The sequence below is a fragment of the Nostoc sp. ChiQUE01b genome (assembly GCF_034531255.1).
GTDB lineage: Bacteria > Cyanobacteriota > Cyanobacteriia > Cyanobacteriales > Nostocaceae > Nostoc.
In genome coordinates, this window is sequence record NZ_JAVRBM010000038.1 from 1 (window position 1) to 21,183 (window position 21,183).

Here is a 21,183-nt window from a genome sequence, read left to right on the forward strand (position 1 = left end):
GCACTCAGCACTCAGCACTCAGCACTCAGCACTCAGCACTCAGCACTTTGCTATACTCCTGTTTTGTCACTTTCGGAAAACAATAATCGAAGCGAAACTCTAAAACTTTGATTCAATCAAGCTTTGAGCTTTTCTTTTCTAACAGAAACTAAAATTTATAGCTAAAAGTTGAAAGGTAAAGCTCCGAAAGGCTTTCAGGGATTGGCTTTTCCCAGATTGATAAAACAGGGTTATTTGTGCTGGTTCTAGTAAAAAGATATAAAGTAATAGTCAAGATGAAATATAGATAAATATTAATTTTTTAAATCTTTAAATATTAAAAATTTTCTTTATCCAATTTTTATATAGTTAATAAATCTGTAGATAAAACACATTAAATTATCCAATACTTTAGCAAATTTTATTTAAAGATTATCAAAACTTTTATATTCCTTTAAAAAAGGATATATCAATGTGAATATTTAAACAAAGTCCCATAAACAAGATAGACAGAACACCGCAATCTATTGTCAAATATGTAGAAGTAAAAGAATACTTAAGTAATCTATGTAAAGTTATTGCATTTGACTAATTACGCATGTATCTGCTTTTCTTAGGCATCTCTTGCCTCAACAAATACGCATCTGCACATCAGTGAGATTAGAGGGAGATTAGAGGCTCTCAAGAATTCATAAATTTGTTGAAAGAAAACAAAGGCCAATATGTTCTTCAATTAATTATTCATAATTAGCAATTACTAATATATATATTTATAGGTCAATCAATTATTAACTTATCAATATATTTATATCAAGCTTTATGATGCATTCTTTGTTGAAAATATTCATCAATGTCAAACTGATCCTGAAACATTAATTATGGCATCAAATCAAAACTTATCAACATCTGTAAGTCCAGTAATTACTACTAAATCATCTCTAGAAAGCATTGATCAGGGACAAACCAGCATTTCTGCTCGGTCTAGCCTACTCTCTCAAGGAGATGGACTCAAGGCAGAGTATTATGACAATATCGACTTCACCAACCTGAAGGTAACTCGCACAGATGCGACGGTGAACTTTAACTGGGGTGCTGGTTCTCCCGCTTCGTCGATTGATGCAGATAGCTTCTCAGCGCGGTGGACAGGTCAGGTAGAAGCCAAGTACAGCGAAACTTACAAGTTCTACACCACTGCTGATGATGGTGTGCGACTGTGGGTGAATGGTCAACAAATCATCAATCAGTTTATCGATCAAGCTGCCACCGAATCCAGTGGCTCGATCGCACTAGTTGCAGGTCAGAAGTACGATATTAAACTTGAGTACTACGAAAATAAATCCAATGCCGTTTCTCAACTGCGTTGGTCAAGCACCTCTCAGGCAAAGGAAATCATTCCTCAGTCCCAACTGTATAGTAATGTCAGCCCAACTAGTAATGTCACCCCATCTAGTAATGGCAACGGACTAAAAGCAGAGTACTACGACAACATCGACTTCACCAACCTGAAGGTAACTCGCACAGATGCAACGGTGAACTTTAACTGGGGTGCTGGTTCTCCCGCTGCATCGATTGATGCAGATAGCTTCTCAGCGCGGTGGACAGGTCAGGTAGAAGCCAAGTACAGCGAAACTTACAAGTTCTACACCACTGCTGATGATGGTGTGCGACTGTGGGTGAATGGTCAACAAATCATCAATCAGTTTATCGATCAAGCTGCCACCGAATCCAGTGGCTCGATCGCACTAGTTGCAGGTCAGAAGTACGATATTAAACTTGAGTACTACGAAAATAAATCCAATGCCGTTTCTCAACTGCGTTGGTCAAGCACTTCTCAGGCGAAGGAAATCATTCCCCAGTCCCAACTGTATAGTAATGTCAGCCCAACTAGTAATGGCAACGGACTAAAAGCAGAGTATTACAACAACATCGACTTCACCAACCTGAAGGTAACTACTACAGATCCGACGGTGAACTTTAATTGGGGTGCTGGTTCTCCCGCTCCGTCGATTGATGCAGATAGCTTCTCAGCGCGGTGGACAGGTCAGGTAGAAGCCAAGTACAGCGAAACTTACAAGTTCTACACCACTGCTGATGATGGTGTGCGACTGTGGGTGAATGGTCAACAAATCATCAATCAGTTTATCGATCAAGCTGCCACCGAATCCAGTGGCTCGATCGCACTAGTTGCAGGTCAGAAGTACGATATTAAACTTGAGTACTATGAAAATAAAGGCAATGCCGTTTCTCAACTGCGTTGGTCAAGCGCTTCTCAGGCGAAGGAAATCATTCCTCAGTCTCAACTTTATTCACCATTTCTTCAGACTAGCATCACATTAGGATCGTCTTCGATGACTGTGAACGAAGGCAGTAATAGTGTTACCGTAAAACTAATTAGAGAAGGAGATTTAAGTGGTACATCTTCAATTAAGTATGCAACTATAGCTAATACTGCTACAAAAGGAGTTGACTATGGGAGTGAAGGCATTGAAAGTGCTGGAACACTGACTTTTGCGCCGGGACAAAGCAGCACGCAGGTATCCATTCCGATCAATGATGATTCTTCGATAGAAACAGATGAAACCTTTAATTTTGTCATCGATCAGGCAGAGGGGGCAACACTAGGAGTCCAAAGAACTCTCTCAATTACGATTCAAGACAACGATCGCTCTGACCTCGATTTCAGTCAGCCAGTAGTTAATGAAGGTGACGGTACTGCTAAGGTGACAGTTACACGGGGCAACACTTCGGCGGCTGCTAGCGTCAGCTACATAACCCAAGATGGGACTGCTAAAGCTGGATCTGATTACCAAACTGTATCTGGAACCTTGAATTTTGTAGCCGGACAAACCAGCAACACCATTGTTATCCCTATTCTGAATGACAACGTTGGGGAATCAAATGAAACATTTGCTTTGAAGTTTAGTAACCCAGTTGGAGTGCAGCTAACTAATCAACAAACAAGTATCACTATTATTGATAATGACTCTGGTAACTTTGCTTTAGATACGGTAGCTTCTGGTTTGACTCAACCCATAGCTTTTGAATGGGCACCTGATGGTAACAGCATGTTCATTGCCCAGAAAAATGGGGTAGTGCGAGTCATGAAAAATGGTAGCTTATTATCAACACCATTTACTGATATTCGCACACAGGTAAATGATACGCGCGATCGCGGTCTATTAGGCATTACCGTACATCCAGATTTTGGCAAAAGTCCAAACGGTAACAACTATGTTTACCTGTTGTATACCTACGATCCACTAGAAACTAATGTAAACAATCCGAATAACAATCCCAATAGCACATTGGACAATCCTGACCAGAATGGGAATCGTACTGCACGCCTAAGTCGCTTTACAGCTGACCCCAACACTAATTACACTACTGCTATTGCTGGCAGCGAAGTTGTGCTAATCGGCACAAATGGCACTTGGGCGAATATTAGCAAGCCAGATGGAAATAGTACAGATGTCTCACTTGGCTATGCACCATCAGGAATTCTCAACAAAGATACTGGTAAACTGTTTACCAGCTTGCAGGATTATCTGAATAATCTCGATAAAGTCCAAAATGTCGAGAATTTTATAGCCAATGATAGTGAATCTCACTCAGTTGGTTCTGTGCGTTTTGGTACTGATGGTTCTTTGTTTGTTAGCTTAGGAGATGGTACTTCCTACAATGGGATAGACCCGCGAGCAATTCGCGTCCAGGATAAGAATAATCTGTCCGGCAAGATTCTGCGGATTGACCCGATTACTGGTAAAGGTTTATCAAGCAATCCTTTCTACAACGGTGACGGCAATAGCAATATTTCCAAAGTTTATGACTTAGGTCTGCGTAACCCCTTCCGTTTCACAATTGATAAAAAGACCAATACCCCCTATATTGGCGATGTTGGCTTCGGTACTTACGAAGAGGTGAATGTCGGAAAACCAGGGGCTAACTTTGGCTGGCCATTCTACGAAGGTGGCCTTGATGCAAATGGTAATATCACCAGTCTGAAACAACCATCCTACGCTACTTTAGATGCAGCAAAAGCTTTCTATAATAGTGGCTCAACTGTTACAGATCCATTGTACACTTACAAGCATTTTGGTTCTAATTCGATCCTCGTGGGTGACTTTTACACAGGTAATACTTTCCCTTCAATCTATCAAGGTGCCTTATTCATTAGTGATTTCAGTCAAGGAACTATCGATGCTTTGATATTAGATAGTCAGGGCAAAGTTGCCTCAGTTAAGCAGTTTGCTTCCCAAACAGACAGACCTAATCTAGGACTGCCTACACAAATCACCACTGGCCCTGATGGTAATCTGTATTACGCAAACTTGACCGGAGGCGAGATTGATCGTTTCCGACCTGTTTAGAGATAAATACAGTTTAGAATGAGCAACAAAACCCTGATGTAGAGACGCGATTTCTCGCGTCTTGAAAGACCAATTATCCTTAACCCAAACGTATTGGTTTAGAGATGACATAAAAATTATCAGTTATCAGTGAACAGTCGAATAACTGTTCACTGATTTTGCTTAAGATAACTTTGTTAGAAATCCCAACAATTTTTTGGTATTTGACGTTAGGAGTGTTCGACGATAAGCATCAGCGGCTTTTTTAATCGCTTCCGCTTGAGTGGGATAAGGATGAATTACACTGCTTAACTTGCTCAAACCAATCTTATTCACCATTGCCGTAGTCACTTCTGAAATCATCTCACCCGCGTGACTGGCGACAATAGTTGCACCAATAATTTCATCAGACCCCTTTTTGTGGTGGATTTTGAGAAATCCTAACTCTTCACCATCTGCGATCGCTCGGTCTACACTACTAAAAGGTATGTTGATTGTCATCACCTCAATACCCAATTTCTGCGCCTCGTGTTCGGATAACCCGACGTGAGCAATTTCTGGGTCAGTATAAGTTACCCACGGCATCACCAAACTACTGAGTTTGGAGCGTCCCAAGCCAAAGGGAGAAAACAGGGTATTTTTAATTACAATCCGCGCGGCTGCATCAGCTGCATGGGTAAACTTCCAGTTCATGCAGATATCGCCAGCTGCATAAATTTTGGGATTGGTCGTCTGGAGGTAATCATTTACCTTCACACCTTGGTGCTTGTCGTATTCCACCCCCACTGATTCTAAATTCAAACCTTCCACATTTGGCGATCGCCCCGCACCGACTAAAATTTCATCGACTGTCACCGAATCTCGATGACCATTAGCACAAAAGTAAAGCCGTTTCCCCTCGGTGACAGTTACCACTTCTTCCAACTTGGAATTGAGTACTACGCGAATTCCTTCGTTAATCAAAACCTTTTGGAGAATTTTAGCGGCTTCAGCGTCTTCTTTATTCAGGAGATGAGAACCGCTATGGAAAAGCACCACCTCACAACCCAAACGTCGGAAAGCTTGCGCTAATTCGCAACCAATGGGGCCGCCACCAATCACCGCCAAATGTTCCGGTCGTTGAATCAGCGAAAAAACCGTCTCATTAGTTAAATAACCCGCCTGTTCAATTCCCAGAATTGCCAGTTGTGCAGGTCTTGTGCCAGTTGCAATCACAGCTTTTTTAAACTTGAGAGTTTTGTCCCCAACTTCCACAGTATTTTTACTCGCAAATCGACCGCTACCCAAAAAGACATCAACACCCAACTTTTGAAACCGTTCCGCCGAGTCATTATGGCTGATATCAGCTCTTATTCGCCGCATCCTGGCCATAACTTTGGAAAAATCAACATCAATATTATGTTGGGGAATATTAACTCCTAAGTCTTTAGCATCCCAGATTTCGCCAACAACGCGGGCAGACCGAATAATCGTTTTAGATGGTACGCAACCAACATTTAAGCAATCTCCACCCATGAGATGCTTTTCAATCAACGCCACTTTTAAACCCAAATCTAGACCCGCAGCACCCGCCGCCACGACTAATCCTGCCGTACCAGCACCAATTACTACCAAGTCGTAAACATCGGCAGGTTGAGGATTAACCCAACTTGGTGGATGGACGTAAGACACCAACTTTTGGTTATACTCGTCTATTGGGCGAACTGTGACTCTTTCTAAATCTGAATTGGTCATTGGCAAAACCTCTTTTAAAATTAAAAATCCCGATTAATTTAGGCGGTTCAGTCTTTTATTTTTTATGCTTGTTTAATAAGGAATACAGCCTTTGAATTATTTTGTCAGTTTGAGAATTGACAGATACGATTGAAGCTTTCGTGTATAAACCTTTTCAAATCTCGTTTCTAGCCTCTGGCTGGAAATGCTGCTCCTGGCGGCTCTGCCGCGAGGAGAGGGAGGCGGAGCCTCTAGAACGGCATTCCCAGTCTGAGACTGGGAACGAGACAATGTACAAATAAATGTACAAATAATTTGGGATAATTTATTTTTTGCAAGTCCCTAAACGTTTCAGCAATCAATAATTTACAGCAATTTGCACTTGAATAGACCACAGTAGGTTAGCACAGCTGTCCATCTCTACAATTCCTTTTTTAAAGCTTTGCGTGCAATCCAGGTTATATAAACTGTAACGGTAACTGTTGCAATCAAACCCAAGATGCGAATTGCCCATTGTAAAGTCGGGTTGGTAGGTTGAGCCTCAGTGCCAATCATCGCCAGATTACCTGCAAGGGAACCAATATAAACATACATGATGGTTCCAGGAATCATGCCTAGAGAGCCGATGAAGTAATCTTGAAGTGAAACTCCCGTGATGCCAAAGGCATAGTTGAGCAAATTGAAAGGAAATATCGGGGACAGTCGCGTTAACAGGACAATTTTTAATCCTTCTTTACCTACTGCTTGGTCAATGGCGGCAAATTTTTTGTTATCTGCAATTTTACCAGCAACCCAACCCCTTGCTAAATAACGTCCCACAAGAAAAGCAGCGGTAGCGCCAAGGGTTGCACCGATAAACACGTAGACAGAACCCAAAACTGCGCCAAAAATTACACCAGATCCCAAGGTGAGAATAGAACCTGGGAAAAAAGCAACGGTAGCGATAATATAAAGGGCAATAAAAGTTATGGCTCCCACCGCACCCAGGCTATCAATCCACTCCAAGGCTTCGCATAAAATGGCTTGGGGATTAAAAGAATTTGAATTTGCAGATTCTTGTGCCAAAGCTTGGTCTGTGTTTAATGAGAAAGCAGTCGCTAATATCAATAATGTTAATACACTTAGGTTAAAAAATTTCTGCAAGTTTTTGGCATCAATAGTTTTAAATATCTGAATGATTGTTAGTTTTGTCATGGTTTGCTACCTTCTGAAGCTCGATGTTGACCTTCCGAGGCTTGATGTTGACCTTCCGAGGCTCAATGTTGCTTCTGAGGCTCGACGTTGACCTTCTGAAGCTCAAGTTTGAAACCTACACTTTAAATTCAATGCCTCCAAGATATACTAACTAGATGAGAAACAGCTTAACAAAGTGTAGGGTTTAAATCCCCGGCTTCATCAAGCCGCAAGTGTTGTGGCTCTTTCTAAATCCCCGTTACAACACGTAATTGCGAATTGCGTTAGCGCAGCGTTAGCGAGTCCGCGTTCGCTTTTAGCGTCTCGTAGAGAGCGTCATTGCGAATTGCGAATTGGTTTAAACTCTCTTAAATTTTTCTCAGCGATACCAGCGACGAATTCGCTCAGGTGAAACGCCGAGTAAATAAGCAATAATTATGAATTGATTAAGTAGCGTGGTTTTGAATACTCCCTTTTGCAACCATCTACGGGCTGAAGTAATAACTGGTGTAGGGATAATTACAATGCGTCCGATGCGTTTTAATCGGTGCATGAGTTCAAAGTCTTCCATGATAGGCAATTCAGGAAAACCACCAATTTGCTGAAATACTTCCTTAGTTAAAAAAATTGCTTGGTCGCCATAGGGCATTTGATAAAAATGCGATCGCACATTTACTCCCCACTCCACCCATCGTAAACTTAAAAGTGACGCATCAATCCGCAACTTAAAAGCACCAGCCACAGTCCCAGGCTGTTGTAGTGCTATGCGAATCATCTCATCAAACCCCGTTGGCAAACGGGTATCTGCATGGAGAAATAACAGAATCTCACCACTAGCCGCTACAGCACCGGCGTTCATTTGAATAGCACGACCGGGAGATGATGAAATAACTTTTACACCTAAAGACTGGGCTATTTCTACTGTGTCATCCTTTGAGCCACCATCTACTACTATGACTTCTATATTTATACTGGGTTGAGTAGTAGCAATGGCTTCTTTAATATTTCCTGCTTCATTAATAACTGGAATAATAATCGAAATTTTAGCAGCAGCAATATTCTGACTCATGATTGCTGAGTTTGCTTTTCCAGTTGGTCAGGAAATGAACACTCTACCGTTACCTTAAGATTACTTTCAGCCGTGCCTTTAGTTATATAAGGTATACCTGCTTCACCGCCAACTTTGATACCAAATTCTAGAGTGACTTTATCAATATTAGCAATAGGGATTTTCTTAAAAGCATTAAGCGAATAAACAGTGTAAGCCCGAATTGTACCTTCAATTGCTTGGAAATTTTGCACTATTTGTTTTTGTACAGCATCAGCATCGCATCCCTTATCAATTAGCGCTTCTTCTTCTCCCTCTGGAGAAACTTCGGTAATGACTGGTGGAGCATCTACATTATTTGTAGCCTCAATGTAAATAATCGTGCCATCTTCTAACTGAATAGGTGTGAGTTGAGTCATAGGATAAATCTTGCCTAAAAGAATTGCGTGTAGAGTAGCCCAGATGTGCTAACCTACCAATTTTTACGGAAAATGCGGTAAATTTCTTGTAGAAGCTGGAAATAATTCGGCACAAGTATCATAGGGCTTTCTAAGATGAGTCGAGACGCTTTGGTGGTGGGAATTAATACTTATGACCGCTTAAAGAGTCTTAATGCGCCAGCTGGGGATGGTGAAGCGATCGCTCAAATCTTACAACAATATGGGGAATTTCGGGTAACGCGGCTGCCAGCAGTCAAAGACAAGGAAAATGAGACGATTCGCATTGGTAAGCAAACTAAAGTTAGTTTAACTCAGTTAGAAAAAGCGATCGTTCAATTGTTTAAGCCAGATGGGAAGCCGCCAGACACAGCATTACTGTATTTTTCTGGTCATGGATTGCGGAAAAATCTAGGGATTCAGGAAGGCTTTTTAGCGACAAGTGAAGTCAACCCCGATGCGGGTAATTGGGGATTATCTTTACAATGGCTGCGACGACTGCTGCAAGAAAGTGAAGTAAGACAACAAATTGTGATTTTGGATTGCTGCTATAGCGGGGAAGTGCTAAATTTTGCAGAGGCAGATCCAGGCGATAGAGGTAAAGGAAGAGACAGGTGTTTTATTGCGGCTTCTCGTAATTTTGAAGTTGCTTTTGAAGAGATTAACAGCCAACACAGCGTACTAACTGCCGCACTGCTAAAAGGTTTGGAACCAAAACAAGACCGTTGGGTGAGTAACTACACTTTAGTAGACTTGCTCAATCAAGAACATCACCCCTTCCCCCAGCGTCCAATTTTTGCGAATTCTGGTGAAGCAATTAATTTCACCCGCAAATGGAATTCCTCTGTTGTTAACTCCACAGTACAGATATCAGCTATTTGTCCTTACAAAGGGTTGTCTTATTTTGATTGCACAGAAGCAGATGCCAACTTATTTTATGGCAGAATAGCGTTAACTGATGAATTATTAGAAAAAGTGCGATCGGGTAATTTCCTCGCTGTGTTGGGAGCATCAGGAAGTGGTAAGTCTAGTGTTGTCAGAGCGGGTTTACTTTATCAATTAAAGTTAGGACGTAGGTTATCGGGTAGTGAAACTTGGCAGTTAAAAATATTTCGACCAGGGATTAATCCCTTACAAAATTTAGCACTGGCATTTGTAGAATCAGAATTATCAGATATTGAACGCGCATCTCAATTAGCAAAAGTTGAAAAATTAATTGCCAAAGGTGCAGTCGGTTTAGGACAGTTGATTACAGCCGCACAAACTCAGCGCGTAGTGCTAGTGGTAGACCAGTTTGAAGAAGCTTTTACCCAATGTCAAGACATTACAAAACGACAGCACTTTTTTGAATGTATGCTAGGTGCTTTGCAACGGGACGATAAGAAACTCTGCCTAATAATCACAATGCGGGCTGATTTCTTTGGCAAATGTCTGGAACAACAATATGGCGGACTAGCTAAGAAAATTCAAGAGCATTTAGTAACAGTAACACCGATGAATCGGGAGGAATTAGAAACAGCAATTATCAAACCTGCTGAACAGGTGAACTTAGCAGTAGAACCAGAATTAGTTTCTCAAATGATTGCAGATGTAGAAAATTCACCGGGGAGTTTACCGTTGTTGCAGTACACGCTGACAGAACTATGGCAGCAAAGAATTGAAGAACGGTTAACCCTGACTATGTATAGCAAACTAGGTGGAGTCAGGGGAACCCTACAAACACGCGCTACAGAAGTTTATGAGTCATTATCACTTGAGGAACAGCAAGCAACAAAGCGGATTTTTTTAGAATTGACGCAGTTGGGAGAAGGAACAGAAGATACCCGCAGACAGGTTGTGCAACGAGATTTAGTTACTTCACAGCATCCAGAAGCTGTAATGAATAGAATAATTCAACGGTTAGCTGATGAGAAACTAGTTGTCACCAGTACCTTATCTAATCAAATTGCTGTGGTAGATGTGGCACATGAAGCACTGATTCGCCATTGGTTGCTATTACGCAAATGGATTGAGGAAAGTCGGGATGTATTGCGACAAAAGCGGAAAATTGAAGCGGCGGCTATTGAATGGCGAGATAGGCGAAGAGTTAAGGATTATCTCTTTCAGGGGAAGCGGTTAAGAGAGGTAGAAGATTTTCACAAGCAACAAACTGATAACTTAAGATTATCTGACCTAGCTATTGAGTTTATTCAAGCAAGTGTCAGACAAAGACGGAATAATAGCTTTCAGTCAATTGCTTTTTTCTTAATTATCCCGCTGGGTTTATCACCATATGTGGGCATGGTTATTGAGAAACAGATTAGGATAAGCCAACTTTGGCAAACTGTTAATGCTGCTAGAGGAAAGGAGTATAGTCAGGCAAGAATTCAAGCACTTGAAAAACTGATCCAAGCTGGTGAAAGTCTAGCTAAGGAAGATTTCAACGGTGCCAACCTCAGCTTTGCCAATCTCAGCGGTGCCAACCTCAGCGGTGCCAACCTCAGTAATGCCGACCTCAGCCGTGCCAACCTCATCTACGCTAACCTCAGCAATGCCAACCTCATCTACGCCAACCTCAGTAGTGCCAACCTCATCTACGCCAACCTCAGTATTGCCAAGTTCAGCGATGCCAACCTCAGTGGTGCCAACCTGATCAATGCCAACCTCAGCGGTGTTCACCTCAGCGGTGCTAACCTCAGCGATGCCAACCTCGTCAATGCCGACCTCAGCAGTGCCGACCTCAGCAGTGCCGACCTCAGCAGTGCCTACCTCAAGTACACCAAAAACCTTACCCCTGAGCAAGTTAAATCTGCTAATGCTAATAGTTGGAAGAAGGCAACATACAACAAGGATTTTCGTGCCAAGCTCGGTTTACCACCAGAACCAGCTAAGTGAATACTTTGGGTTGCGTTTTTACTTCTACCCAATCCTGCAATGCAACTTTTTGCAAACTTTTTCTACATCATTATTCGACTAAAACGTAGTTGTTTTGCAGTCTTCTTTGCGTCTATACGGCAAAACAAAAAGACTTATTGTTAGAGGAAGTAAAGCGATCGCTCTTTTCAGAGATTGCTTTGCTGGCAATGAGTTTTTATAATTAAGCGATCGCACAGCTAATCTGAAAAAATGGTATCAAAGAGCGATCGCTTGACTCTGAAATTCATTGCCAGGATGTCTTGATATAATTGGTCTGTGCTACTAATAGTGATTTTGCCATCTACCTGAAGTTTCTTGATGACTGCTAAGGTTCCCTTAACATTTAATCCTAGTCGAGTTGCCTCTTTTCTAGCTGCGAAGTCATCTAAAATTATGTAGTCTGTTTGTAATTCAGTGCCTAAAGCAATGGCCTCTGATTCTCCTCTCCCTAGTCGCATATTTAGACGATTGGCTAAGGAAAGTAATTGAATTTCTTTGACTAATATTTTTTCAGCATCAATTAAAGCTTTTACCTGCTGACTAGCTGCATCAGATTTAGCACTAATTTCTTCAGCAACAAAATTTGGCAAATAAAACTCATCAGAGGAATCTAGAAAAATATCGAGGAATTACAGGCGCGATAAAAAGATTAATGGAGAAGAGTTAAAAACAACCTTCACACACCTTACCAATCCTTCTCTATAGCGATATCTTGTTCAGTTAAGTACGAAAATTCCAGCCCCATCAAATTTAATAGTTCAAGAAATACATCCGACTCTATTTCCATTAGTTCTGCGGCTTTTTTCAAACTAATAACTCTCGAAAATAGCGCCCCTATCACAAACAAAAATGTTTCTTTTTGCTCAATATTATTAAATAATGGAATTTCTGAAGCAACACTTCTTAATTCTTCCTTACTAGTCATAGGTATTTCCAGCTACCGACTGAATATCCTTAGATATTATCCCAAATTTCTGTAAGCGATGTCTACTGACAAGCGAAATGGGCAGTTAAAAACTGTACGTCAGTTGATTCCGATAAAGATTTTTGTACCAAGCTGGATTTATGCCGCCTTAATATGTTTAATCTGAAAAAATGGCATCAAAGAGCGATGCCTGCGGCAGGCTACGCCAACGCAACACTCAGAGATTGCTTTGCTGGCAATCAGTTTTATAATTAAGCGATCGCAGCAAACAAAAACCAACCCTGTAGTCACTCCCGTCAACCCTGGAGCCACTTCCGAGAACTCTGCATCTAATCTGAAAAAATGGTGTTAAAGAGCGATGCCTGCGGTGGGCTACGCCAACGCTTTTTTCGGAGATTGCTTTGCTGGCAATGAGTTTTTATAATTAGGCGATCGCAGCAAACAAAAACGAACCCTGAAGTCACTTCCATCAGCCCTGAAACCACTTCTAGGAACTCTGCATCTAATCTGAAAAAATGGCATCAAAGAGCGATACCTGCGGCGGGCTACGCCTACGCTTGCTATACAAAAGCTCTAGAATTCAGAAATGGTAAATGTTTTCGGAGAGTGACAGAAGCGTCTCAGGAAGCGATGTCTGACGACAAGCCGCAAGCGTCTACGCATTCCCAATGGATGTAAAGAAACATTTCTGTTTCTTAGAAGAGGGATATAGCAGTCGAAGCATAGGTTAGGACTATGTTGGTTGCTGAAACCTTTGATAATACTGAGTTTCTACTCAGCACGGGCTAAACGCCCCGCTTCCGCTAACAGCACGGGCTAAACGCCCCGCTTCCGCTAACAGCACTCAGCACTTTGCTATAGATGAGGATTTTTACGGGCTGTAGAGGATTGCTCCTGTTGTCATATTGTTTCACATCTAGATGGATAGACAGGTTAACCGAAAGGTTCTACAATTTGACTGATTGTGGTAAATTTACCTATTGCCCAATCCATATAAGCATAGTAAAGATTTTCTAGTGATTCCGTTTGATTGCGGAAGCACTAAATTAATATAGGAAAGTCTTTGAGTAAAGGGCAGCAAACAAATGGATGTAAAGCTGATTCTAGCTGGATTAACAGTTATATTTACGCTTTCGTGCTTATTTTTTGGCACGAAGAATGGATTCTATGATTCAGATAACTATCATGGCAATGGCTCCGCACATTGAGATAAATCTGTAGACGCTCGATCGACTTCCCGGAGGGTGAGTTGGCTAAGAGCGACTCAAAACTTGTAAAGGCAAAAGAAACCACAGGCAAACTCCTTGAGCTACTAGTTTGATAGCTTCTCGTTAGCCCACCTTTCCGAACAGTGCGGGTTCGGTGCAGGCGTCCTCCCCAATCAAAAATCCGTATTCTCAGGGTGTAGGGGCGCACGATAAAACTTACCCCTAAATCACAAAAGCAAAATTTGTGTAACTTTTGGCTTTTGGGATATGTCCATGATGATGAGGTTTGAGGGGAGGAGAGCATGAGGGATAATCTATCGGCATCCTCTCGCGTAGATGCAGAAGGGGGTAGTGAGTTAGAATGTTTGCCCTATAGTGTCCAGCATGACAATGAGGGCGTATGTTTATTGGTGAAAATGGGGCCACATCGCATCCTCTTGGACTGTGGTTTGGAGGATATTTCATCGCTGGCTAAAGAGCTTAATAAGTCGGTACGTGGAACTAGTTCGCCCCTACCAGCAGATTTAGTTTTGATTAGTCATGCCCACCCAGATCACGCTAAAGGCTTACTGGCGCTGCATAAAACTTTTCCAAAGTTACCAATTTATGGTAGTGAGGTAACTAGCAAGTTACTACCACTGAATTGGGTAGACGAAGACCCTGAGAAAATTTCCCAATTTTGTCATGCCTTGCCATTGCGATCGCCTGTGGAATTCCAAGATGGTTTGGTGGCAGAATTATTTCCCGCAGGGCATTTACCAGGAGCAGTGGCAATTCTCCTCACCTATACCACCCAGCAGCGGACTTACAAGCTACTGTATACAGGAGACTTTTTCTTATCGAACTCCCGACTAGTAGAAGGTTTGCGTTTAGAGGAACTGCGAGGTTTAGACTTGGATGTGCTAATCATTGAAGGTAGTTATGGCACATCCCGTCATCCCCATCGCCGCAACCAAGAAAATCAATTAGCCGAGCGAATTAATAGAGCAATCGCTGACCATTGTTCTGTAATCCTTCCCACTCCGGCTTTAGGATTAGGTCAAGAATTATTAATGCTGTTGCGATCGCATCACCACTTCACCGGACGAGATTTAGATATCTGGGTAGATGGTGCTGTCGCCACTGGATGTGATGCATATCTTGAACTGCTGCCCCATCTCCCCCCATCGGTGCAGAACTTCGCCCGCCATCAACCCTTGTTTTGGGATGAACGAGTACGTCCCCGTGTGCGTCGTCTACAACCAGAACATCGTCCCAGTGTCGGTAAGTCACCTTGTATTGTCCTCACCGACTCGACAGCTGATTTAGGCGAACACTGCCAATTAGACACCGGGCCTTGGCTGATTCTCCTACCAGAAAAAATTGATATAAAAGTTAACAAAGAATATTTAGCGCCCACCACTCTTGAAACTTATCTCTTAGCTCAACATAGCGATGGCCCTGGTACTACGCAGCTAATTCATAATTTGCGACCCCAGCACGTGATTTTTGTCCACGGTTCCCCTGCCTACTTGGCAGACCTGACTAGCTTAGAGGAGTTGCAAAACCGCTACCATGTACACTCTCCCGCGGCTGATACCTTAGTAGAACTGCCCATCGGCGACACATTTTTACAACCGGCAGCACCAGAAACTAACTATGAAGGCGAACTGACAGAGTTAGGAACAGTAATCACAATCACCCTACCCAATGTGATTACTGCCGATCAGCGTTGGCGGCAATTTGCCGATACTGGTTTAATCGAAGCTCGTTGGCAAGGGGAAGAATTAGTCTTAAGGGGATTGTCTCAACGAGAACTGCTCAACCAAAACAGCGATCGCTATACATGGGCCGATGTAGACTGTTGTGGTACTTGCCGACATCAAAGGGGGCAGCGGTGTTGGAATCCAGCTTCCCCGTTGTATAACTTTAAGGTAACTCTCGAAGGTTACTGTCCTGCCTTTGAAGGTTTGAATGATAGCCAATAGTCATTAGCTTTTTGTCCTTTGTCATTTGTCCTTTGTCCTTTTTGACTAAATGACTAATGACCATTGTACAGACGCGATTAATCGCGTCTCTACTGACTAATGACTAATGACTAATTATTCTGGATTCGAGTCAGTGTAACGGTTATGAATGCGCTCTGCTTCGGGACAATCTTCAGTCATCAGAGGTTCTACATTACCGCGTGGTACTGAAGCCAATTTTTGGGTTACAGCACCAATGCTCTCGAGGCGAACCATTTCTTCCCAAGAACAAACTTCGTCCTCTTCTTCTGTTTCATAGCGTAGGGTTACTAAATCACCCTCTATATCTATGATGCGGGCGCGTTCAATCCAGCGTTGCTGGTCCCGCAAGAAAACACATACCTCGCGCCCATCGCAACACAGTTGATAAATCTTGCGGTGTAGCATGTATTGTTTCTGCCTTTTTAAACAACGTAGTTAAACCTGTCAAAATCTGGGTTCTACCCCATTACATTACACCTTTAAGAGGTTAATTTCACTTTTCAGAACAAGTACGCTTCATCACCCAATCCCAAGATTTGCTTCTAGTTGTCAAAATATCAGGATAATATTGGGTCATAAATCAGATGCTCTAACAATGAACTCAATCTCCCTCCGGCTTATTCTAGGGAATGTCTGCTTCTATAGAAGTCAAACAATTCGGTACCTGTGCTAACCAGGTTCATATATGTTGGTGAGTCATTCTTACCATTATGTAATAAAGAATACTCCAAAACAATCGTTGATTGCGGTTGTTTAATTTGCCTACTTTTAATCATTGGCATTACTGGGAAGTCCGGGGACTTGGCTTTACTTTTACCCACTTGTATCTGATCTTAACTCATTCTCTTGCTGACCTTGATGTTTTTCAATAACAACACTCAAATAGTTTTGAGTTTTTCAGGCAAAAACCTGAAAAAAAGCAACAGCGTAAGGGAAGAGGTAGAGGGAAAAGACCATCAGAAAATTCTACTTCAGAAGTCTCAGGAGGGTTTATGTGGTAATGGAAATTCTATAAGCACGTTCGACGAGGATGCTTCTCGTTTAATTTTTCCGGCGCGAACTGCATCGTATAGGGCTGCAAGGTCTGACAAATCCTCTGACTGATAGCATTTAGTGGTTAGCACCTGCTGGAGTAAACCCTCAGATTCAACACTAAGATATCCAGTTTGGAAAGCAGATGCAATAATTGTGCGAATCATCTTGATTAGGGCAGAGTGAGCAAATTATTAGGTCTAGTGTGGAACATTTTCCTTTCTTGCTAATTGATATGAAACATTAATACTATGTGATTAGTATTACGCTCAATCAGTGATTTACATCACAATATGATTTTTCGATACTCCTCTATTAATCTACAGAGATAAAAAGGCATAGCAATTTTCAGCATCTAATGTTGGGAAGCTGAATGTTTTAACAAAATTATATAAAATACAACAATTTTTTTGACAAGTATCCACAAAATAGAATCAAACATCAGCAATCAAGCAAAAAACTGGCGGAAATCTTCATCTTTTTGACTTAATTGTACCCAGTCTAAGTTTAAAGACTGGAATTTTTGCACCAAGCGATCGCAAGCCGGACGTTCAGTAGCGTAATGTCCAGCATCGATTAAAATGAGATTGCGGTCGCGGCTTTCTTGAAACTGATGAAATTTACAGTCAGAAGTCAGATAAGCTTGAGCACCTGTTTTGGCGACGGCTGAAATGTAACTAGCCCCCGAACCACCCAAAACAGCAACTCGTGAAATTGTTTGCTGTAAATCAGCACTTGGGGAAAAAATCAAATTATGGGGAGCAAGTCGGGTTTGAATGGTTGCGAGTAATTCCTGTAATGTCAGAAATGGCTCTAGCAAACCAACACGACCATATCCTAATCCGGCTTGTGTAAGTTCTATCGGAGTAACTTCTTTGAGTTCTAAAATCTGAGCTAACACGTCAGCAGTCCCGTCTTGCACTTGGTCAAAATTCGTGTGAGCAGTGTAAATACCAATATTGTGGGTAAAGGCTAACCGTACCATTTCGGCGATCGCTTCACCAGTGCGTAAAGATTTGAGAGGATTAAAAATCAAGGGGTGATGGGCAAATATCAGATTAGCATTTAGAGCGATCGCTTCCTGCATTACCGCCAAAGTCGGTGTCAAACACACCAAAACCCGTGTTTTTTCCTGCAAAATACCTGGCTCAATTTGCCAGCCACAATTATCCCAGTTTTCACACCAAGCGGGATTCGCCCATGCTTCAAACCAAGTAATTAAATCAGCAATTTTCATAATTATTTTTTTCAGCAATTGTTAATTGCTAATCAGCGTTTCTGTGGTTGAATATTTAATTTTAATGCTAATTGCTGGCGCATTTCCTGAAAAGGTTTGTTCCATACAGGGCTAGCATTCCAGTTCCATACTGCTACTGGAATCAGTTGTTCTTCAGCAAGATAAGTTAGCAGACGGTATTCATCTTCTGGTTCGCGAGAAAAGGTGAAGGGGTTGCGGTAGCCCGTATCACACAGTTTATAAGATACGACCTGACCATGATTAATACGTTGTAAAAGTTCCTTACCTTTGATAAGCAAATAATCCAAAAACAACAGACTAAAAGGCTCTATATATGCACGTTTTTGTGGTTCTTTTTGTACCCATCTTGCCCATTCAAACCCATACATAAAATCATGAACATAACGGAAGCGTATTTCTGTTTTATTTCCGAACATCTCTGTTAGACAAACCATCTTTTCACCAAAAACCTTTAAGAACGCAATAGCGCCCTCATCAGCATTTAAAGCCTGCCTAAGCATACTACTTACCAGAAAATCAAAATCCCAGAAGATGTTTTCTGGGAAGTTTTGCAATTGAGTACGGACTATGCTTTCGAGAGTTTCTTGAATAGTTGTGATAATTTGAATGTCAGTATTTCGTTCTGCAATCAAATTTTCTAATGCTGCAAAGCTGGTAATTAATGTTTTTTGGGGGCTAAGTGACAATAAATTAACAGACTGCTGGGCAAGTATTTCATCAATAAGTTGAAATGTATGAGTTGGCGTTAGTTCTTGCTTCATAGTAATAGAAATACCCAGGCAGCTTACACTAAATACTAGTGTATATTGTCCTCAAAAAATTATTTAATAATCACAAATAAACTTAACTTTTAAATTTACAAATTTACATAAACTTTTGAATGTCTATCTAGTTAGTTTTTAGCTCAATAATTTTGATGAAAAAATTATCAAAACAAAATTTATTTAATCCATCTCAATCAGCGGAAGTTTAAGAGATTATACCCAAAATATAGGCGGTATAACCAGAGTATTTAAACTCTACAAAACTGCACCTTAAATAAAACTTGAGAATCTGCTATCCAGATATGTGAACAACCAATTCTCTGGAATGACTGCGTTGGCGGTGTTCCCAAATATAAATTCCCTGCCAAGTTCCCAGTACCAAGTGACCGCGATTAATAGGGATATGTTCAGAAGTGTGAGTGAGTGCAGTACGGATGTGTGCTGGCATATCATCGGCGCCTTCTGCGTCGTGGATGTATTTACCTGATTCTGGGACAAGTTTTGCCATAAAATTAGCTAGATCCACAAGAACATCAGGATCGGCATTTTCTTGGATCACTAAACTGGCTGAAGTGTGGCGCAAAAATAAAGTACAAAGACCAGTTTCAACCCCTGATTCGGCAACTGCGGCTGCAATTTGTGTAGTAATGTTGTAAAAAGATTTGCCAGTGGTGGAAATTTTTAGTAACTTTTGGTAGTGAGTCATTTAAAACAGTAATTATTGATGATAGTATTTGTAGTCCGGGAATGAAATAAACTGTTACTTGATGTAACAAGGCAACAAAGGTAATTCCGGCAATTACAAACGTAGCATATCTCAAGGATTGAGATGTATCCTCTACTCACTTCTGATTTTTATTATAAGTCTCTCTCAAGTTAACTAACATCTATGACTAGTATTCTTGAAGTTAGAAATTCAAATATTTATTTTGAAGCTCGTCAGTTTCTAGGTTTGGGCTGACAAAGAGTTTGCCTGCTAATCTAATAAAGCCCGTACAAGTAGCATAAATTTGAAAAGTGGTAATAATATTTCTAATATACTGAAAAGACTAAATATCATAATTTATGTATAGCAATCCTATCTGATTTGTGAAAAGTTAGATAGGATTGCTATAGATATTATTACAAAGCTTAATTGAACAGTGTTTTTAATAAATAAAATAATCATATAAATAATAAAAAACTAACTTTATTAACTATATTTTTCAATGATTAAACGCAGATTTTAGGCGGTTAATTATAGAGTTTTTTTACCTATTGTTGGATATTGTATTATTAATTGATATTCCTGGAAACAACTTTATTTTGTGTGTAAATAATTGAGAACAGCTTTAGCGATCGCTTCATTACCATCCTTAGCAATTGATTGAGATTGCTTTGGTAGTTGGGGTAACTCATGGAGAAAATTCCAAGTTCCTTGAAAAAACTCAGATGGGGTGATGATTTGATGCTGGTTATAATTCGTTATGCCTTCTACTAGAAAAGTTGCTTCGGCAAAGTCATCACGCGGCATAGTAACAATAGGCACTCCTAGTATTGTGGCTTCCGAAAAAGTGCTGTAACCAGGTTTAGAAACAACTCGTCCACAAATAGGCATAAAATCTACAGGGCGGTAGTTGTGATCATTAATTTTCACTAAATTAGGTAAATCAGGGGCAGATTGATCGAATACGATAAATTGCCAATCTGGAAATCGTTGTAGGTTATCATAAGGAATTTGCTGTAAACCTAATCCACCAAAGGTCAACAAAATAGTTTTTTCGGCTGGTGCAGTTATTCCCCAAAGAGAACGTAAATCATTAGCAGAGTAACGGGGGGAACCGCCTGTTAAGCCGACATCTGTGATATTGTTAAAAGCTGGCATTGCTTCGTGGAAAGGGAGACGAAATAGGCGATCGCACTTTGAATACCAATCACTAATCCAATCTGCAACTGCGGTAAATTCACCTCCCCAATCTCGGTAGATAAAGTCCCAGCCAAAGTTACTTATCATCCAGCAGGGAATATTTGCAGCTTTGGCAAACCCAGGAGCGAGGAAGGGAATATCTGCCAAAATAAGATTAACGCGATTTTGGCGGATAAAATTCACTTCTGAGGCAATCAGCGAATTTTGATGTTTCTTAATATCGAGCAACTTTTCTAAAGTCGCTGCTTTATCCATTGTCAAACTATCCGTTTGCACCACACCCAAATCAAATGCACGGGGACGATAAATAAAATCGCCTTCTATATAGCACTCTAGCAGCCAGCGTGGGGCAGTACTCACCAGAATTAGCAGAACTTCTGGACATAATTTTTGAATGGTTGCGGCTATAGATGCTGTGCGGGTAGCATGACCAAAGCCGTGGTTTGTGATGGCTAAATATAAGATTGGGCGTTCCATTTTATAGTTAGGAGTTAGGAGTTATGAGTTAGGA

At 41.2% G+C, this 21,183-nt stretch carries 15 protein-coding genes; 3 read left to right on the top strand and 12 right to left on the bottom strand.

Translation table 11 applies throughout. The features are described from left to right. The first annotated feature begins 857 nt into the window (after positions 1 to 857). Positions 858 to 4,346, top strand: coding sequence for a PA14 domain-containing protein (locus tag RMY63_RS23055; RefSeq protein ID WP_322730942.1), 3,489 nt, complete (start codon positions 858 to 860; stop codon positions 4,344 to 4,346). A 162-nt stretch (positions 4,347 to 4,508) separates the two neighbouring features. On the opposite strand, the gene RMY63_RS23060 is transcribed toward RMY63_RS23055, so the two are convergent. From RMY63_RS23060 to RMY63_RS23075, 4 genes are all read right to left on the bottom strand, one after another. Continuing rightward, complete coding sequence (locus RMY63_RS23060; protein ID WP_322730943.1) at positions 4,509 to 6,059, bottom strand: mercuric reductase; 1,551 nt, start codon at positions 6,057 to 6,059, stop codon at positions 4,509 to 4,511. A gap of 399 nt (positions 6,060 to 6,458) precedes the next feature. After that, a complete protein-coding gene (locus tag RMY63_RS23065) occupies positions 6,459 to 7,232 on the bottom strand; it encodes a TVP38/TMEM64 family protein (protein ID WP_322730944.1) in 774 nt (257 codons plus the stop codon). Between the two features lie 358 nt (positions 7,233 to 7,590). After that, positions 7,591 to 8,280 carry a TIGR04283 family arsenosugar biosynthesis glycosyltransferase gene (locus RMY63_RS23070; protein ID WP_322730945.1) on the bottom strand — a complete coding sequence of 230 codons (690 nt, stop codon included), beginning with the start codon at positions 8,278 to 8,280 and terminating at the stop codon, positions 7,591 to 7,593. Next, positions 8,277 to 8,678, bottom strand: a complete 402-nt coding sequence (locus RMY63_RS23075) for a CU044_2847 family protein (protein ID WP_322730946.1) — start codon at positions 8,676 to 8,678, stop codon at positions 8,277 to 8,279. Before RMY63_RS23075 ends, RMY63_RS23070 begins: the two co-directional genes overlap by 4 nt. Before the next feature lie 135 nt (positions 8,679 to 8,813). On the opposite strand from RMY63_RS23075, the gene RMY63_RS23080 reads away from it, so the two are divergent. Beyond that, positions 8,814 to 11,570 carry a pentapeptide repeat-containing protein gene (locus tag RMY63_RS23080; RefSeq protein WP_322730947.1) on the top strand — a complete coding sequence of 919 codons (2,757 nt, stop codon included), beginning with the start codon at positions 8,814 to 8,816 and terminating at the stop codon, positions 11,568 to 11,570. A 218-nt stretch (positions 11,571 to 11,788) separates the two neighbouring features. Here the strand turns inward: RMY63_RS23080 and RMY63_RS23085 are convergent, their stop codons facing one another. Further along, positions 11,789 to 12,181 carry a DUF3368 domain-containing protein gene (locus tag RMY63_RS23085; protein ID WP_322730948.1) on the bottom strand — a complete coding sequence of 131 codons (393 nt, stop codon included), beginning with the start codon at positions 12,179 to 12,181 and terminating at the stop codon, positions 11,789 to 11,791. Positions 12,182 to 12,276: 95 nt separating this feature from the next. Beyond that, positions 12,277 to 12,516 (bottom strand): hypothetical protein, encoded by a 240-nt coding sequence (locus RMY63_RS23090; RefSeq protein ID WP_322730949.1) that lies wholly within the window; start codon positions 12,514 to 12,516, stop codon positions 12,277 to 12,279. Between the two features lie 1,510 nt (positions 12,517 to 14,026). Here RMY63_RS23090 and RMY63_RS23095 point away from each other — a divergent pair. Beyond that, positions 14,027 to 15,691 (top strand): MBL fold metallo-hydrolase, encoded by a 1,665-nt coding sequence (locus RMY63_RS23095; RefSeq protein ID WP_322730950.1) that lies wholly within the window; start codon positions 14,027 to 14,029, stop codon positions 15,689 to 15,691. Between the two features lie 114 nt (positions 15,692 to 15,805). Here the strand turns inward: RMY63_RS23095 and RMY63_RS23100 are convergent, their stop codons facing one another. The 6 genes from RMY63_RS23100 to RMY63_RS23125 all read right to left on the bottom strand — a co-directional run bounded on the left by RMY63_RS23100 (position 15,806) and on the right by RMY63_RS23125 (position 21,149). Further along, positions 15,806 to 16,117 carry a DUF6679 family protein gene (locus RMY63_RS23100; RefSeq protein WP_012408115.1) on the bottom strand — a complete coding sequence of 104 codons (312 nt, stop codon included), beginning with the start codon at positions 16,115 to 16,117 and terminating at the stop codon, positions 15,806 to 15,808. A gap of 575 nt (positions 16,118 to 16,692) precedes the next feature. Further along, positions 16,693 to 16,911: a hypothetical protein gene (locus tag RMY63_RS23105; protein WP_322730951.1), complete on the bottom strand. Its 219-nt coding sequence runs from the start codon at positions 16,909 to 16,911 to the stop codon at positions 16,693 to 16,695. A gap of 281 nt (positions 16,912 to 17,192) precedes the next feature. Further along, complete coding sequence (locus RMY63_RS23110; RefSeq protein WP_322730952.1) at positions 17,193 to 17,981, bottom strand: Nif3-like dinuclear metal center hexameric protein; 789 nt, start codon at positions 17,979 to 17,981, stop codon at positions 17,193 to 17,195. A 32-nt stretch (positions 17,982 to 18,013) separates the two neighbouring features. Then, positions 18,014 to 18,763: a hypothetical protein gene (locus tag RMY63_RS23115; protein ID WP_322730953.1), complete on the bottom strand. Its 750-nt coding sequence runs from the start codon at positions 18,761 to 18,763 to the stop codon at positions 18,014 to 18,016. Positions 18,764 to 19,058: 295 nt separating this feature from the next. Next, positions 19,059 to 19,472, bottom strand: a complete 414-nt coding sequence (locus RMY63_RS23120; RefSeq protein ID WP_322730954.1) for a secondary thiamine-phosphate synthase enzyme YjbQ — start codon at positions 19,470 to 19,472, stop codon at positions 19,059 to 19,061. A 594-nt stretch (positions 19,473 to 20,066) separates the two neighbouring features. After that, positions 20,067 to 21,149, bottom strand: coding sequence for a glycosyl transferase (locus RMY63_RS23125; RefSeq protein WP_322730955.1), 1,083 nt, complete (start codon positions 21,147 to 21,149; stop codon positions 20,067 to 20,069). Between the last annotated feature and the right edge of the window lie 34 nt (positions 21,150 to 21,183).

Coding starts and splice junctions, on each gene's coding strand:
- RMY63_RS23125 (WP_322730955.1), bottom strand. CDS start 21,149: ATGGAACGCCCAATCTTATATTTAGCCATCACAAACCACGGCTTTGGT.
- RMY63_RS23065 (WP_322730944.1), bottom strand. CDS start 7,232: ATGACAAAACTAACAATCATTCAGATATTTAAAACTATTGATGCCAAA.
- RMY63_RS23115 (WP_322730953.1), bottom strand. CDS start 18,763: ATGAAGCAAGAACTAACGCCAACTCATACATTTCAACTTATTGATGAA.
- RMY63_RS23090 (WP_322730949.1), bottom strand. CDS start 12,516: ATGACTAGTAAGGAAGAATTAAGAAGTGTTGCTTCAGAAATTCCATTA.
- RMY63_RS23110 (WP_322730952.1), bottom strand. CDS start 17,981: ATGAAAATTGCTGATTTAATTACTTGGTTTGAAGCATGGGCGAATCCC.
- RMY63_RS23080 (WP_322730947.1), top strand. CDS start 8,814: ATGAGTCGAGACGCTTTGGTGGTGGGAATTAATACTTATGACCGCTTA.
- RMY63_RS23055 (WP_322730942.1), top strand. CDS start 858: ATGGCATCAAATCAAAACTTATCAACATCTGTAAGTCCAGTAATTACT.
- RMY63_RS23095 (WP_322730950.1), top strand. CDS start 14,027: ATGAGGGATAATCTATCGGCATCCTCTCGCGTAGATGCAGAAGGGGGT.
- RMY63_RS23105 (WP_322730951.1), bottom strand. CDS start 16,911: ATGATTCGCACAATTATTGCATCTGCTTTCCAAACTGGATATCTTAGT.
- RMY63_RS23060 (WP_322730943.1), bottom strand. CDS start 6,059: ATGACCAATTCAGATTTAGAAAGAGTCACAGTTCGCCCAATAGACGAG.
- RMY63_RS23070 (WP_322730945.1), bottom strand. CDS start 8,280: ATGAGTCAGAATATTGCTGCTGCTAAAATTTCGATTATTATTCCAGTT.
- RMY63_RS23120 (WP_322730954.1), bottom strand. CDS start 19,472: ATGACTCACTACCAAAAGTTACTAAAAATTTCCACCACTGGCAAATCT.
- RMY63_RS23100 (WP_012408115.1), bottom strand. CDS start 16,117: ATGCTACACCGCAAGATTTATCAACTGTGTTGCGATGGGCGCGAGGTA.
- RMY63_RS23075 (WP_322730946.1), bottom strand. CDS start 8,678: ATGACTCAACTCACACCTATTCAGTTAGAAGATGGCACGATTATTTAC.